Source organism: Kribbella sp. NPDC058245 (assembly GCF_042882005.1).
Lineage (GTDB): Bacteria > Actinomycetota > Actinomycetes > Propionibacteriales > Kribbellaceae > Kribbella.
In genome coordinates, this window is sequence record NZ_JBHVWY010000004.1 from 552138 (window position 1) to 566521 (window position 14384).

Here is a 14384-nt window from a genome sequence, read left to right on the forward strand (position 1 = left end):
GTTCAGGCTAACCGGGTCATGTCGACTGTCACCTCGATTGCTGTGGCCGCGCCACCCGAGTAGATGCCCTTCAGCGGAGACACGTCGGCGTAGTCGCGACCAGTGGCGACCCAGACGTGCCGGTGCCCGATCCCGATGTCGTTGGTCGGGTCGAAGCCCCACCACTCACCAGTCCAGGCCTCAATCCACGCATGGCTCTCACCGACGACCGTTTCACCCACTGCGGCGTCGGGCTTGGTGTGCAGGTAGCCGGAGACGTAGCGGCTCGGGATCCCGACAGCACGCAGCATGGCGAGCGTGAGGTGCGCGTAGTCCTGACACACGCCCTCACCGGCCTCCCAGGCATCGATGGCCGACGAGTGCACGCCGGTGGTGCCGCGCTGGTACTTGAGCGTGTCATGCACCCACTTGGAGACCGCAAGCACCACCTCCTGCGGACTGCGGCCCTTGCGCAGCTCACGAGCCACACCGGTCAGCTGCCGGTGCTTCGGAACGTAGGCGGTGAACTCGAGGTACTCGGCGTACAGGTCGACGCACTCCGGCGACCGCACCTGGTTCCAGGTCGCATCGACCGCGGGGAGCGGTTGTCCGGTCGTCTCGACCACAGAGGACGCGACGACCTTCAGCTCGGTGTGCGGAGTGAACAGGTCGAAGGCGTTCACCTCAGTGCCCCAGTAGTCCGTGTACTTGTAGGCACGGGTCGCCGGGAGGGTCTCCAGCCGCGCGACCATCAGGTTCTGCCGGTCATCACTGCGCGGGGTGAGCCGAGCCTCGTTGTAGGACTGAGCAACCGGCCCGTCGTACCTGTACCCAGTCGTGTGCACCACACGGAGACGCCACTGTGCTTGATTCTTTCCCCGCCCCACCGCCCCGGTCATAGGTTCACCTCCGCGTTGTTCCACTCGATCCAGGGCACGGCGTGGAAGTACTGACGAGACACTGCCTCGCCGACCTCGCGCACTGTGGTCTGCAAAGCCTGCAGCCGGCCAGTGAGGTTGTCCAGCAGCTCAGCCGGGCGCAGGAACTCCAGATCGCTGCGCGCCTTTCCCAGCAACCGCGAGGCCTCCGCACCGGTACCGATCCGTGCTGTCGGACCGCGGTCGAGCTCCTCCAGACACGCCTCCGCCTGCAGCAGCGCATGGAACGCCGACCGCGGGAACAGCCGGTCCAGGAGCAGGAACTGCACGACCCGAGACGCGTCCAGTGCACCCCGATACGTCCGCAGGTACGTGTCATGGGCACCCGCAGACCGCAGTACCGTCACCCAGCCGGGAGACGTCGGCTTGTCACCGACGCGGGACATCAGCAACCGGACGATCATGTCGACGCGCTCCACCGACCGCCCCAGCACCAGAAACCGCCAGCCATCGTCGCGGCTCATCGTGGAGTCCGCCAGCCCGGCGAACATCGCGGCCCGGTCCTCCACGAACGTCAGGAACCCGTGCGGCCCCATCCGCCGCGCAGCACGCTGCCGCTCCGGTACGGCGTTGTACGTCGCGTTGATGCACTCCCACAGCTCGCTCGACACCACCTCCCGGGCGACGCGGGTGTTCTCCCGTGCACTGGAGATCGACGAGATGATCGAACCGGTCTCCGGTGACATCGCCACCAGCTCGGTCAGGCCCCACACGTCCAGCGGTGCGCCGTCGGGCGGGTTGATCCCGAGGACATGGAGCAGTGTCCGGCTGGCCGTGTCGGCGTCGACCGAGGCGTCCTCGAGCAGCTGGTGGACGGAGACATCGAGGATCCGCGCGGTGTCGTCCGCGCGTTCGACGTACCGGCCGATCCAGTACAGCGATTCGGCGTTGCGTGCGAGCATCGTCAGCACCTCCCCATCACTGTTGCTGCTGCTGGGCGATATTGAGTTCCGGACCGCGCTCGGGCGTGGTCGCCTCTTCCGACGTCACACCAGCGCCGAGCCCCGGACCACTGAGCTCTGCGATCCCTGTCGAGGCCCGCGGCGCCAGGACCCAGGTGTCCTTGGACCCGCCGCCCTGGGACGAGTTGACGATCAGACTGCCTTCGGGAATCGCCACTCTGGTCAGTCCGCCCGGCAGTACGAAGACGGAGTCCCCGTCGTTCACCGCGAACGGCCGCAGGTCCACATGCCGTGGCTGCAGCCGCTCACCGACCTTGGTCGGCACAGTCGACAGCTGTACGACGGGTTGTGCTATCCAGCCGCGTGGATTCGTCTTGATGCGACGTCGCTGAGCCTGGAGCTCCTTGGGCGAGGCATCCGGTCCGAAGACGATGCCGTAGCCACCAGAGCCCTCCACCGGCTTGGTGACGAGCTCATCGATCCGGTCCAGCACCTCATCGTGTTCTGCGGGCAGCCAGCAGCGGTAGGTGTCCACGTTGGGCAGCAGCGGCGCCTCACCCAAGTAGTACTTGAGGATCTCCGGCAGGTACGTGTAGACGAGCTTGTCGTCGCCGACGCCGTTGCCGATCGCATTGGCGATCACCACGTTGCCTGCCCGCGCCGCGTTCACCAGGCCCGCGACACCGAGAACGGAGTCCGGTACGAAGTGCACTGGGTCCAGGAACTCGTCGTCGATCCGCCGGTAGATCACATCGACCCGCTGCTCGCCCTCGGTGGTCCGCAGGTAGATGACGTTGTTCCGGGCAAACAGGTCGCGCCCCTCGACCAGTTCGACGCCCATCTGCCGCGCCAGCAGCGAGTGCTCGAAGTACGCCGAGTTGAAGACACCCGGCGTCAGTACGACAACGTTCGGGTCCGCGGCTCCTACTGGCGCCGAAGCGCGCAAAGACCTGAGCAGGTGGACGGCGTAGTCGCCGACCGGGCGCACCCGGTGCTTGGCGAACAGGTCCGGGAACACTCGCGCCATGGTCCGGCGGTTCTCCATCACGTACGACACCCCGGACGGGCTGCGCAGGTTGTCCTCCAGCACCCGGAAGTCACCCTGCTCGTCGCGGACCACGTCGATACCCGCCACGTGGATCCGGACGCCGTTCGGCGGCGCGATGCCGGCGGCCTGCCGGTGGAAGTGCTCGCACGAGGTGATCAGCCGACGCGGCAGGACGCCGTCCTTCACGATCTGCTGCTCGCCGTAGATGTCAGCCAGGAACGCCTCCAACGCCCGGACCCGCTGCACGATCCCCCGCTCCAGCCGGGACCACTCCGACGCGGTGATGACCCGCGGTACCAGGTCCAGCGGGAACGGCCGCTCCTGACCGGACAGGCTGAACGTGATGCCCTGGTCGACCAGCGCTCGGTCCAGCGCCTCCGACCGCGCCGTCAGGTCTCCCGGCTGTAGCGGGCTGAGCGAATCGTGCAGCCGCTTGTACGCCGGCCGGACACCCTCAACGGGGTCGAACATCTCGTCGTACGCGGCAGCATGCGGACGACGCGGGTCGAGGTACCCGGCGAACAGCTCCGCGGGGCGGGAGGATGCGCGACTCATTCTCGTCCTCGCTTCGCTCCGGGCGCGAATGAATCAAGGACGCTGTATTGAATGATGACCTCGCTTCGCTCGCTCATGACCGCATCCTCACTCACAGAACCCATGTCCGCACCTGGAACTGTGGGCGTCCCCCCGGTGACCCGGCCAGAGTTTTCACGCACGTAACATTGGCCCCATCTCACTCGATCCGTGGAGGGCCTGATGTCCGAACGTCTGTCAGTCGGCGACGCCGCACCTGATTTCGCCCTCCAGGATGCCGACGGCAACGAGGTCGCGCTGAAGGACCTGCGCGGCCAGAGCGTGATCGTCTACTTCTACCCGGCCGCGATGACGCCGGGCTGCACGAAGCAGGCCTGCGACTTCCGCGACTCGCTCGACTCGCTGCAGGCCGCCGGGTACGCCGTACTGGGGATCTCCCCCGACAAGCCGGCCAAGCTGGCCAAGTTCCGCGAGCGCGACGGCGTGACGTTCCCGCTGCTGAGCGACCCGGAGAAGGAGACGCTGACGGCGTACGGCGCCTTCGGGGAGAAGACGATGTACGGCAAGAAGGTGACCGGGGTGATCCGGTCGACGTTCGTGGTCGATCCGGAGGGGAAGATCGCGGTAGCGCAGTACAACGTGAAGGCGACCGGGCATGTGGCCAAGCTCCGGCGCGACCTGGGTCTCTAGTTCCTGATTGACGCAAACGCGCCCTGCGGCGGAGGGAAACCTTCGACCGTTTCATGCAAGCGGTCCAGAGGCTGACCAAGGCAGTGTGATTTGGATCACAGCCCGAGTTCAGCGGACCGCAGCTACCGCATTACCGAACGTGACATTTCCCGCTTTCCTGTGAACAAGCGATACTCCCAAGACCGTTGCAGTCTTCCGGAGAGACCATTTCGGTTCGCCGCGAACTTCGCCCTGACCTGCCGAAACCGGGTACTCTGCGCGCGCAGTGAGCCTCTGGGAGGGAGGGACCAACCGCGATGGGAAAGCATTCCTCTGCGGTAACGCGAAGTAACACAAGCAACAACAATCGCCGACCGGTGTACATCACCGCGGTGGGACTACTGGTGCTGGCGATCGGCGGCGTCTTCGTGGTCCGGTCCTTCGGTTCGGAAGCGGGTGCCGACGGTCTCGGCGGCAAGGCCTGCGACGACCCCACCCAGGTCAAGCTGACCACCGCGCCCGAACTGCAGCCCTCGATCGAGGCCGCGGCCAAGTCGCTGGCGGCCAAGGGCGGCAAAGACGGCGTCCCCTGTCTGCAGTTCACGATCACGGCCGCGCAGGCGGCCAAGGTCGCCCGGGACATCGCGAGCGGGAGCGACAACCGCCCCGACCTGTGGATCCCCGACTCGTCGCTCTGGGTCTCCCAGGCCGACGACGGCGAGACCGTACCGTCGATCGCCGTACCGTCGATCGCCAGTTCGCCGATGGTCCTGGTCGGGAAGAACACCAGCTTCGCCGACACCTCGTCCTGGCTGCGCGCCTTCGCCGGTGCCACGCCGGCCCTGGTCGACCCGTTGGGTACGTCGCCCGGCGCTCTGGCGCTGCTGGCGGTCCAGTCCGAGCGTCAGCAGACCTCGACAACCGATAACCAGGTCAGCGGCGTCATCGTGCCGCTGGCGCAGCACCTCGGGTCGATGCCCAAGCCGTACACCGATGTGAACGCACTCTTCGGCCGCGCGGCCCAGGGCGGCAACGACATCATCGTTCCGGCCTCGGAGCAGGCCTTCGTGAACTACCAGGAAGAGCACCCCGAGGGTGGCCTGAAGGCCGTCATGCCGACCACCGGCACCCTCTCGCTCGACTACCCGGTCGTGGTCACGGCCAAGGCCGACACCACGAAGTTCAGCGACGCCGGCAAGACGCTCGGCGCCGAGATGCTCGAGGACGCCTCCAACCAGGCCCGCGACCAGGCCGGCTTCCGCAACCAGCTGCTCGACCAGCTCAGCGGCGGCCGCGGGGTCGGCGAGGTCGACCAGCTCCCGAAGCCGAACGCCGAGACGATCGACCGCACCCTCGGCAACTGGAGCCGGCTCTCGCTGTCCACCCACTCGCTCGCGGTGATCGACGTCTCCGGTTCGATGGCGGAGAAGGTCGGCAACAAGACCCGGATGCAGCTCACCATCGAGGCCGCCAGCGAGGGCCTCAAGCTGTTCCCGGACACCGCGTCCCTGGGCCTGTGGACCTTCTCGTCCAACAACGGCAAGGACGGCGCCGACTACAAGCCGCTGGTCCCGATCAAGCCACTGTCGGCCAAGCAGCGATCGGTGATCGGCAATGTGCTGAAGGCCCAGAAGCCGATCCCGAACGGCGGCACCGGCCTCTACGAGACCGCGATCGCGGCCGTCCACGCGGTTCGCAAGGACTACAACCCGAACGCGGTCAACTCGATCCTGCTGTTCACCGACGGCAAGAACGACGACCCGGGCAGCGGCGACCTCGAAGCGACCGTCAAGACGCTCCAGAGCATCACCGACCCCGACCGGCCGATCCGCATCATCGCCCTCGGCATGGGCCCCGACGCCAACCCCGACGAACTCCGTCGGCTGGCTCAGGCCACCGGCGGCCAGTCCTACGTCGCGAAGGACCCCGGCGACCTCCGCCAGGTCTTCATCGACGCCCTGCAGAGTCGCTGACGACACCAGCTCCCCTAGGATGTCTGTCCTAGGGGAGCTCGCTTCCCCGGCCAGAGTGGTGGAACGGCAGACACGCCGGCTTTAGGTGCCGGTGCCCTCGGGCGTGCGGGTTCGAGTCCCGCCTCTGGCACAGATCCTGCCCTGTCGAAATCGGGCAGCGCCCTTCGTAGCAGGGGTGTAGGGCAACCGAGAGGTCTCAGTGCTGGAACCGGAACAGCAGGCTGTCAGCGAGGCGATCAGTCGTGTCCACCGGGAGGAGTGGGCTCGGGTGGTGGCTGGGCTGGCTCGTCGGTTCGGTGATCTGGACGTGGCCGAGGAGGCTGCGGCCGAGGCGTTTGCGGTGGCTGTGGAGCGGTGGCCGAGTGACGGCGTACCGCCTAATCCCGGTGCGTGGTTGACGACGACCGCGAACCGGAAGGCCATCGATCGGCTGCGACGCGAGAGCAAGCGCGACGACCGGCAGCAGGAGGCTCAGATGGCGTACGACGAACCTGTGGAGCCTCTCGGGGTCATCGACGACGAGCGGCTCCGGCTGATCTTCACCTGCTGTCACCCGGCGCTGGCCCCGGAGACGCGGATCGCGTTGACGCTGCGGATGGTCGGCGGGCTGACCGTGCCCGAGATCGCGCGGGCGTTCCTGGTCCAGGAGACCACGATGGGCCAGCGGATCACCCGAGCGAAGGCGAAGATCAAGGCTGCCCGGATCCCGTACCGGGTCCCGGCCGCGGAGGACCTTCCGACCCGCGTGGCCGGCGTACTGACCGTGCTCTTCCTGGTCTTCAACGAGGGCTATCTGGCGACCGGCCCGGACACGGATCCGGTCCGCCACGACCTGACCGCCGAGGCGATCCGGCTGACTCGCCTGATCCACGCCCTGCTGCCGAACGACGGTGAGGTGGTGGGGCTGCTGGCGTTGATGCTGCTCACCGAATCCCGCCGTACGGCGCGCGTCTCCGCGACCGGCGAACTCGTCCCACTCGGGGAGCAGGACCGCGGTGCGTGGGACCCGGCTCTGATCGCCGAGGGACACCGGTTGGTCCGCGAGCGGTTGGCCGCCGGCGTCGCGCCCGGCCGGTACCAGATCCTTGCCGCGGTCAACGCCGTCCATACCTCGGCTCGCGATGTCCGCGACACCGACTGGTCGCAGATCGTGGCGCTCTACGATCAGCTCGTCCGGCTGGACCGATCGCCGGTCGTCGTCCTCAACCGCGCCATCGCCGTCGCCGAGCTGGACGGCCCGGACGTCGCCCTGGCCACGGTCGACCGCCTCGAACCCGCACTGGCCGGCTATCACGCCTTCCACGCCACCCGCGCCGATCTCCTCCGCCGGCTGGGCCGCAGCGACGACTCCCGCGCGGCGTACACGCAGGCCATCACCCTGGCCGGGAACACCGCCGAAGCCGCTTATCTGACCCGCCGTCGCGATCAACTCGGGCAGTAGCGGCAACCCTTTCCATTCAGGTCGAAACAAGCATCCAAACGCTTGGCTCATTACCCGGACCGTCACCACGCAATTACCCGGCGGCAAGAATTGTGAGGCCATGTCAAACATGACTTGGCAACATGGTGAAGTTGCAGCCATCTGCCGCTTCAGACCTCAAAAAACATAGCGGTCTTCTTTATTCTCGGAGGGCGTCCACCGCTGCGGGTGGGCCTCAGGGGAGGAACGACCTCATGGCTGCGCTCTCGACCACGTTCGGCCGCTTCACCGACCAGCTGTTCCGGCGAATACCCCGGGTCGATCAGCGGCGCTGGGCCGAGGTGTACGTGCAGGGACTGCTCACGACGCCCGGCAAGAAGACGGTCCGGCGGATGGCTGCCGCGGTCACCGATTCCGACACCGCCGCCCAGGCCCTGCACCAGTTCATCAATGCCAGCCCGTGGGAATGGGAACCGATCCAGACCGAAATTATGCGGTGGGTCGAACGGCAGACCCGGCCGCAGTCCTGGACCATCGCTCCCGCGGTGCTTCCGAAACGCGGCGGACAGTCGTGTGGAGTTCACCGGCGCTTCATTCCGCAGACCGGCCGGACGGTCAACTGCCAGATCGGCATCGGCTCCTTTCTCGCGTCCGGCAACGACGTCCTGCCGGTGGCCTGGAGCATGCTGCTGCCCGACGACTGGTCCGACGCCGAGCGGCGCCGGCGCGCCCGCATCCCCAGCGACACGACGACGGCCATCGACGGCGTCCTCGATTTGATCACCGGCCTGCCTCCGCGCCGATCGCACCGGCCGATGCCGGTCGTCGCCGACCTGGTCGGATACCTGGACACCTGCGCCCTGATCCACGGTCTGGTCGAGCGAGCCCATGACTTCGTCATCGCCGTACCGGACAACCTCCTGCTCCAGCCAGGCAGTCACCTGGCCGCGCGGCAGTGTGCCGAGGGCACTCCGGTCCGGGCAGCGGAGTTCGTCGACGAGCGCACGACCGGGCTCGCGTACCTGCCGCGCACCACCACCAGACCCGGACTGCAGCGCACCTACCGCCTGTTCGAGCGGCGCGAGGCCGGCCGCGGCCGACCCGGTGGCCTGTGGCTCACGAACATGACCAACCGCCCGTACGACGAACTTCTCGCGCTCGTGGACGGTCTGGCCGAGACGACCACCACCATCGGCCGGCTGGAACGGGACTTCGGGCTGCGCGACTTCGAGGGCCGTTCCTACCCGGGCTGGCATCACCACATGACGCTGGTCTCCGCGGCGTACACATATGACCGGCTGGCCGCGAGCCAGCAGCAGGACGTCCGCCTGCGCCAGGTCGCCTGACCGAACCTTGACCGAACACAGCAGGGCCGCGCTCTTCAGTCGATGAAGAGCGCGGCCCTGGCTGTTGCCTACGGCTTGGTGCTGAACAGCTGCCCGTAGTCCGTGATCCCGGCAGCGATGTGAGCGGCATCAGCGAGGTGCAACGCGTGCCACATGATCACCTGGTTCGCAGTGACCACGTTGAACCCGAGCTCTTCCTCGAGCGCCTTGATCGTCCCGACCGCGCGAATCCCGTTACCTGCAACGAAAACGGCGTCCGGCTTGTGCGCGGCGACCGTCGTACGGATCCAGGCCGACAGGTTGGTCGGGGTGATCGCCTTCTGGTTCGACGGCAGGCCGCACGGCCCGTGGTGTACGACGTCGAACCCGAACTCGCCGAAGTAGTCCGCGCCCTGGCCCGAGAGCTTGTCGTCGAACCACGGCGGGTTCACCAGTGCGATCCTGTGCGCGCCGAGCGCCTGGAACGCGACCCGCGCCGCCATCGTCGTACCGGTGATCGGCAGCCCGCGGGTGACCGGAGCGAGTCGCTCGAACAGCTCCTCCTCGCCCTTCGCCTTGAGCACATAGCTGGACGAGGTGAAGGCCAATGCGAGGGCGTTCAGCGGGCTGGCCGCCACGAGCTCGACCGCCTGGTCCAGGTACGGCGGTTCGACGAACGCGCGCACGGGGTCGTGCGGGATCTTCTCGTCCATCTCGCCACCGGCCCGCATGGCGCCGAAGTAGACCCGGGAGCCGTGGATCGACACCGACGCCGGCGCCATCGCCTGAAGCTCGGCCTCCGGCCCGACATCGGCATGCGGTACGACGACGCCGATCCGGGTGCCGGCGTCCCAACCATCGTGAGTCATCTGGGTCTCCTAACGTGCTTCCGCGGCGAGGCTGCCGCCGCTGACGGTTCCACTCCCGGAGAGGAACTTGGGGTGCTTGGCCCGCATCGTCTCGATGACGTACTCGTACGGGACGTCGTCGAAGCTGCCGTGGTCTTTGAGGAATTCCATCGAACCACCGCTGCCGTGCGGGTGGTAGAGGCTGTCGGAGGTGCCGTCGAACTCAAGGGCCTCCATGCCGTAGAGCTTGCACAGCATCTTGTTGAACACTGGCGTGGCCTTGACCCACTTGCCGTTCAGGTAGACCTGGGTGAGGCCGTGGAAGAAGACGTCACCACCGATGTGCTCGATCAGTCGCGGCGATGCGAGGTGGTTGCGGACATCGCCGTACACGAGACGCGACGGGATGCCGAGCGCACGGACAGCCGCCGCGTAGACGACGGACTTGTGCAGGCAGAAGCCGGACTTGGCCCGGACGACGCTCGACGCCTTCAGGCCATCGGCGGACAGGTCAGCGCCGTACACCTCATAGAAGATGCCGTCCCGTACGGCGTAGTACAGCTCGATCGCGTTGGTGATCTGGTCCGCCGAGCGGTCCTTGACGGCGTGGTCGATGAAGGCCTGGACCTCCTCGGTTTCGTAGTCCAGGAAGGCTGTCGGACGAGTTAGGTCGGTCATGGGTGCTCCTCAAAGGCCCATCAGGGTGGCGATGCGGTTGCGCTGGATCTCCGAGCTGCCGGAGTAGATCGTCCCGGCGATGGAGTTGCGCAGCTCGCGCTCCATCCCGAACTCGGTGAGCACCCCGCGACCACCATGGATCTGGACGGCGTCCAGTGCGGTCTGCAGATTTGCCTCGGAGACGATCGTCTTGGTGGCCGCGAGATCGAAGGCGGCGTCCTGGCCGGCCTCGACCTTCGCACCAGTGTCGGTCAGCCACTTCCGCGCGGTCTCGATCCGCATCTTCATGTCGGCGAGCTTGTGCGAGATCGCCTGGAACTTGCCGATCGGCTGGCCGAACTGCGTGCGGTTCTTGGCGAACTCGACGGTCTCCTCCAGCCGGCGGGTCATCTCGCCGAGCGTGAGCGAGAAGCCGAACAGGACCTCACGCTTCATCACGTAGTCGAGGACGAGGAAGCCGGCGCCGTGAGCGCCGATGCGATTGGTGGCCGGGATGCGCAGTTCATCGAACGAGAGCGTGCCGATCGGGCTGGTGCGCAATCCGATCTTGTCCATCACCGGCCCGACGGTCAGACCTGGCGTATCGGCCTCGACCAGCAGTGTGGTCAGGCCGAACGGGCCCGACTTGCCGGTGCGCACGTACAGCAGGAACAGGTCGGCGATCGGAGCGTTGGTGATGAACATCTTGCTGCCGTTGACGACGTAGTCGTCGCCGTCGCGATGGGCCAGCGTGGCGATGTTGGTTGCGTCGGACCCGCCGGACTCCTCCGTGATCGCATGCGCGGTGACCAGGTCACCGGCCATGATCTTCGGCAGGTAACGCTTCTTGAGCTCCGGCGTCGCGAACCGCTGCATCGGGATGCCGACGGACACGATCTGCGTGGACGTGGAGAAGGACAGTCCGGCGTCCCGCGATGTGTACCCGAGACCTTCCAGGGCACGCATGGTGTCGGTCAGGCTGCGGCCGCTGCCGCCGAGGTCGGGATCGAAGGGTGCCCGCAGGATCCCGGAGTCCTGGATGGCCTTCCACTTGTCCTGCGGAAAGGCACCGGCCGCGTCGGACTCCTGCAGGCCGGCGTTGAGCTGATCTGCCCACGGGGTGGCGAGGTGGAAAAGGTCGTCGTTCACAAGGTGTCCTCGGGGTCGAACTGCGGGGGAACCCGCGGGTGGTTGCTCGGAGCAACCACCCGCGGGCCGGCACTCAGTACTGCGAGAATCCGTCGGCCGACAACGTGTGCTTCTCGTTGCCGACGATCGGCGGGTTGAACACGGAGATCAGGTGCAGGTCCTCGTCGTCGGAGGCGATCAGGTAATGCGGGTCGTGCTCGTTGAGGGCATACATGCTTCCCTCGACGATCTTGTGCCGGGTGCCGTCCTTCTCGACGATCTCGCCGGAGCCACCGACGCAGAAGCAGGCCTCGAGGTGGGCGCGGTACTGGAGGGCGCTGGTGGTGCCGCGCCGGACGAGCGTGTCGCAGATGGCAAAGCCCATGCCGTCCGCCTCGGTGAGGACGCGGTAGCTGAGGCCGTTGCCCCACTCGACGGGGGCGATGGTGTCAATGCTGCGGACGATCATTTCTTGCGTTTCTCCTTGCTGGGTTGGACGGAGTACTGCTAAGCCGCGGCGGCGGCGGAGTTGGTGCGGACGAGGTCGACGATCGCGTCGAGGCTGCGGAAGTTCTCCGGGCCGAACTCGATGTCGTCGAAGGAGACCTGATAGGTCTCGGTGAGGTGGGAGATGAGCCGGATCAGCCCGAGGCTGTCGATGACGCCGGAGTCGATCAGGGCGTAGTCACCGGTCAGGTCGGAGGCGTCCTCACCGGCCAGGTACTCCGCCACGACATAGGCACGGATCTCGGCGGCGATGTCCTTGCTGGTCACGTGTGGATCTCCTTCAGACGGTTGCTCTTGATCAGGTTTCGGTCCGGCTTGCCCGTCGACGTACGGGGCAGCGGGACGTCCGTGATGTGCACGGAGGTGGGGATGGCATGGCGCGGCAGGTGTTCGCCGGCGTGCGTCCGCAGCCGCAGGCTGGTGAGCGTGCTGCTCGGGTGCCGGCTGACGTGGGCGTGCAGGCGGACGCCGGCCTGTTCGTCAGGCAGCGGTACGACGACCGCCTCCAGCACCTCGGGGTGTGCGGCGATCACCTGCTCCACTTCCTGGAGGTTGGTGCGCACCCCGCGGACCTTCACCTGCCAGTCGGCGCGGCCTTGCAGGCTGTACAGACCGTCCTCGTCGCGGGTGACGAGATCGCCGGTGCGATAGAAGACGCGACCGTCGATGACCTGGAAGGTGTCGGCGTTGAGAGCGGAGTTGAGATAGCCGTCCGTCTGGAACGGCGTTGCCACCAACAATTCGTCTGCGTCGCTGACGAGTGCCTCGGTACCGGCGATGGGCCGGCCGATCGGCATCTTGCCGGTGAGCGTCGCGGGGTCGACCTCATAGATGAACGAGTCGTTGGTCTCCGTGCAGCCGAAAATGTTGTGGAACCGGGCCTTCGGGAAGTCCTCACTCACCGGTTCCAGGAGCGAAGCCGGCACGCTGTCGCCCGTGAAGATCACCTCGCGCACGGATGGGAACGCCGTACCGGCTTCGACGAGCAGGCGGTAGAGCATCGGGACGCCTTGAATGAAGGTGACCTCGTGGTCCTCGATCAGGGCATGGACGTACGGCGCGTCCGTGGCCTTGCCCTGATCGACCAGGACGACCTGCGCGCCGAGCTGCAGGAAGGACCAGATGTCGAGCAGTGCGAGGTCGAAGTTGAGCGGGGCATACGAGAGCGCGACATCATCCGACGTGAGCGCGAACTCGGCCGTGGCCCAGGCAGTGAAGGCATCGAACCCGGTCGACGCGATCGGCACGATCTTCGGCGTACCGGTGGAGCCCGAAGTAGTAAGAAGCAGGCAGGTACGACGCGGGTCCGCCTGAGCGAATCCGGCCGCCTCGGCCTCGTCACGTCGTACCGGATCTGCTGTCAGAACGTCGGCGACCGTGAGGACGTGGGTGGCGCGGGCTTGCTGAGCCAGCCGGGTCAGAGCCGCCGCACCCAGATCAGGTGAGGGAGCCAGTACGACGAGGCCTTCGTGGAACGCGGCGAGTAGCAGCGCGATCGTCTCGGGTGTCTTGTACGCCGGGACGCAGACCGTGCCGCCGGCCGGAAGCTCCAGCTGGAGCAGTTGGCCGCGATAGGTCTGGGTGAGGTCGATCAACTCGCCGTACGTGACGGTGCGGTCATTGAAGACCAGGGCGGTGCGGTGGGGCCGATGGAGGCCGTGAACGGCGACGGCGTCGGCCAGGCAGGGCGATGGCACGGCGGATTCCTCGCAGTAGGGAAAGTCTCTGGACGGTGTGTGGCGATCCAGAAGCTATCCCGCGAGGTACATGCTTGGTCAAGCATCTACTTGGCGAAGTAGTAGTGAGCAGCATCATTGGTGCTTGCGCGGACATACAAAACCCCCGCTACGCCGGAGGGCGAGCGGGGGTTGCGGAGCTGAGTACTACAAGCCGCTACGAGGTACGCAACGCCTGGACCGTGGAGCCGAGCTCAGGGTGGCCGGCGAATCCGTTGAGGGCGGCCGAGAGCACCTCGACATACGTCGCGTGGGCCGACTGGTAGCGCTTCCTGCCCTCGTCGGTGATGACGGCGTAGACGCCGCGCTTGTCCGACGGACAGAGATCCTTGAAGGCGAAGCCGGCCGCCTCCAAACGCCCTACCAGGCGGGTGATCGACGACTGACCGAGGCCGACCTTGTCGGCGAGGTCCTGCATCCGCAGCTCGCTGGTCTCGGAGGCGACGAGGTGCTCGAGCGACCGGTACTCCGACAGGCCGATGCCGTGCCGGCTCTGCAGCGCGAGAGCCAGCTCACGCTCGACCTGGGCGTGCAGCGTGAGCACGCGATCCCAGGCACTGCGGTCGGACGTGCGCGGGGGCGCGACCTGCGAGGTTGTCATCGAACCCGCTCCTCCTCGATTGATTCTTGAATCAGAGTACATGCTCGTGCAACCTCCCCGGGGTTTCCCTTGCTCACGACTTTGGCGTATGGTCTGGCCAGACGCTTGCATGTACAAGC

At 66.7% G+C, this 14384-nt stretch carries 14 protein-coding genes and 1 tRNA gene; 5 read left to right on the forward strand and 10 right to left on the reverse strand.

Translation table 11 applies throughout. The annotated features are described in order from the left end of the window. Nucleotides 1-2: 2 nt before the first annotated feature. The 3 genes from ACFVWG_RS11940 to ACFVWG_RS11950 are packed head-to-tail and all read right to left on the reverse strand — an operon-like array spanning nucleotide 3 to nucleotide 3338. Entirely contained in the window at nucleotides 3-827 is an 825-nt protein-coding gene (locus ACFVWG_RS11940) for a transglutaminase domain-containing protein (protein ID WP_391543211.1), read from the reverse strand. 47 nt (nucleotides 828-874) lie between these two features. Continuing rightward, complete coding sequence (locus tag ACFVWG_RS11945) at nucleotides 875-1819, reverse strand: alpha-E domain-containing protein (RefSeq protein WP_391543212.1); 945 nt, start codon at nucleotides 1817-1819, stop codon at nucleotides 875-877. Between the two features lie 16 nt (nucleotides 1820-1835). Beyond that, complete coding sequence (locus ACFVWG_RS11950) at nucleotides 1836-3338, reverse strand: circularly permuted type 2 ATP-grasp protein (RefSeq protein ID WP_391543270.1); 1503 nt, start codon at nucleotides 3336-3338, stop codon at nucleotides 1836-1838. Nucleotides 3339-3623: 285 nt separating this feature from the next. Here ACFVWG_RS11950 and bcp point away from each other — a divergent pair, with 285 nt between their 5' ends. The 5 genes from bcp to ACFVWG_RS11975 all read left to right on the forward strand — a co-directional run bounded on the left by bcp (nucleotide 3624) and on the right by ACFVWG_RS11975 (nucleotide 8809). Next, entirely contained in the window at nucleotides 3624-4091 is a 468-nt protein-coding gene (bcp, locus tag ACFVWG_RS11955; RefSeq protein ID WP_391543213.1) for a thioredoxin-dependent thiol peroxidase, read from the forward strand. Between the two features lie 356 nt (nucleotides 4092-4447). Continuing rightward, nucleotides 4448-6043 carry a VWA domain-containing protein gene (locus tag ACFVWG_RS11960; RefSeq protein ID WP_391543214.1) on the forward strand — a complete coding sequence of 532 codons (1596 nt, stop codon included), beginning with the start codon at nucleotides 4448-4450 and terminating at the stop codon, nucleotides 6041-6043. Nucleotides 6044-6092: 49 nt separating this feature from the next. Further along, nucleotides 6093-6173, forward strand: a tRNA-Leu gene (locus ACFVWG_RS11965). 69 nt (nucleotides 6174-6242) lie between these two features. Next, nucleotides 6243-7484, forward strand: coding sequence for an RNA polymerase sigma factor (locus ACFVWG_RS11970; RefSeq protein ID WP_391543215.1), 1242 nt, complete (start codon nucleotides 6243-6245; stop codon nucleotides 7482-7484). A 233-nt stretch (nucleotides 7485-7717) separates the two neighbouring features. Beyond that, nucleotides 7718-8809: an IS701 family transposase gene (locus tag ACFVWG_RS11975; protein WP_391543216.1), complete on the forward strand. Its 1092-nt coding sequence runs from the start codon at nucleotides 7718-7720 to the stop codon at nucleotides 8807-8809. 68 nt (nucleotides 8810-8877) lie between these two features. On the opposite strand, the gene ACFVWG_RS11980 is transcribed toward ACFVWG_RS11975, so the two are convergent. The 7 genes from ACFVWG_RS11980 to ACFVWG_RS12010 all read right to left on the reverse strand — a co-directional run bounded on the left by ACFVWG_RS11980 (nucleotide 8878) and on the right by ACFVWG_RS12010 (nucleotide 14265). Continuing rightward, the gene (locus tag ACFVWG_RS11980; RefSeq protein WP_391543217.1) at nucleotides 8878-9657 is read right to left on the reverse strand and encodes a maleate cis-trans isomerase; all 780 of its coding nucleotides are present in this window, start codon (nucleotides 9655-9657) and stop codon (nucleotides 8878-8880) included. 9 nt (nucleotides 9658-9666) lie between these two features. Continuing rightward, nucleotides 9667-10314: a transglutaminase family protein gene (locus tag ACFVWG_RS11985; protein ID WP_391543218.1), complete on the reverse strand. Its 648-nt coding sequence runs from the start codon at nucleotides 10312-10314 to the stop codon at nucleotides 9667-9669. A gap of 9 nt (nucleotides 10315-10323) precedes the next feature. Then, complete coding sequence (locus ACFVWG_RS11990) at nucleotides 10324-11442, reverse strand: acyl-CoA dehydrogenase family protein (RefSeq protein ID WP_391543219.1); 1119 nt, start codon at nucleotides 11440-11442, stop codon at nucleotides 10324-10326. A gap of 73 nt (nucleotides 11443-11515) precedes the next feature. Next, nucleotides 11516-11890 carry an ectoine synthase gene (locus ACFVWG_RS11995; RefSeq protein WP_391543220.1) on the reverse strand — a complete coding sequence of 125 codons (375 nt, stop codon included), beginning with the start codon at nucleotides 11888-11890 and terminating at the stop codon, nucleotides 11516-11518. A gap of 38 nt (nucleotides 11891-11928) precedes the next feature. Next, complete coding sequence (locus tag ACFVWG_RS12000) at nucleotides 11929-12195, reverse strand: acyl carrier protein (protein ID WP_391543221.1); 267 nt, start codon at nucleotides 12193-12195, stop codon at nucleotides 11929-11931. Further along, the gene (locus tag ACFVWG_RS12005; protein WP_391543222.1) at nucleotides 12192-13625 is read right to left on the reverse strand and encodes an AMP-binding protein; all 1434 of its coding nucleotides are present in this window, start codon (nucleotides 13623-13625) and stop codon (nucleotides 12192-12194) included. The genes ACFVWG_RS12000 and ACFVWG_RS12005 overlap by 4 nt, the downstream gene beginning before the upstream one ends. 196 nt (nucleotides 13626-13821) lie before the next feature. Next, nucleotides 13822-14265, reverse strand: coding sequence for a MarR family winged helix-turn-helix transcriptional regulator (locus tag ACFVWG_RS12010; RefSeq protein ID WP_391543223.1), 444 nt, complete (start codon nucleotides 14263-14265; stop codon nucleotides 13822-13824). Nucleotides 14266-14384: the final 119 nt, after the last annotated feature.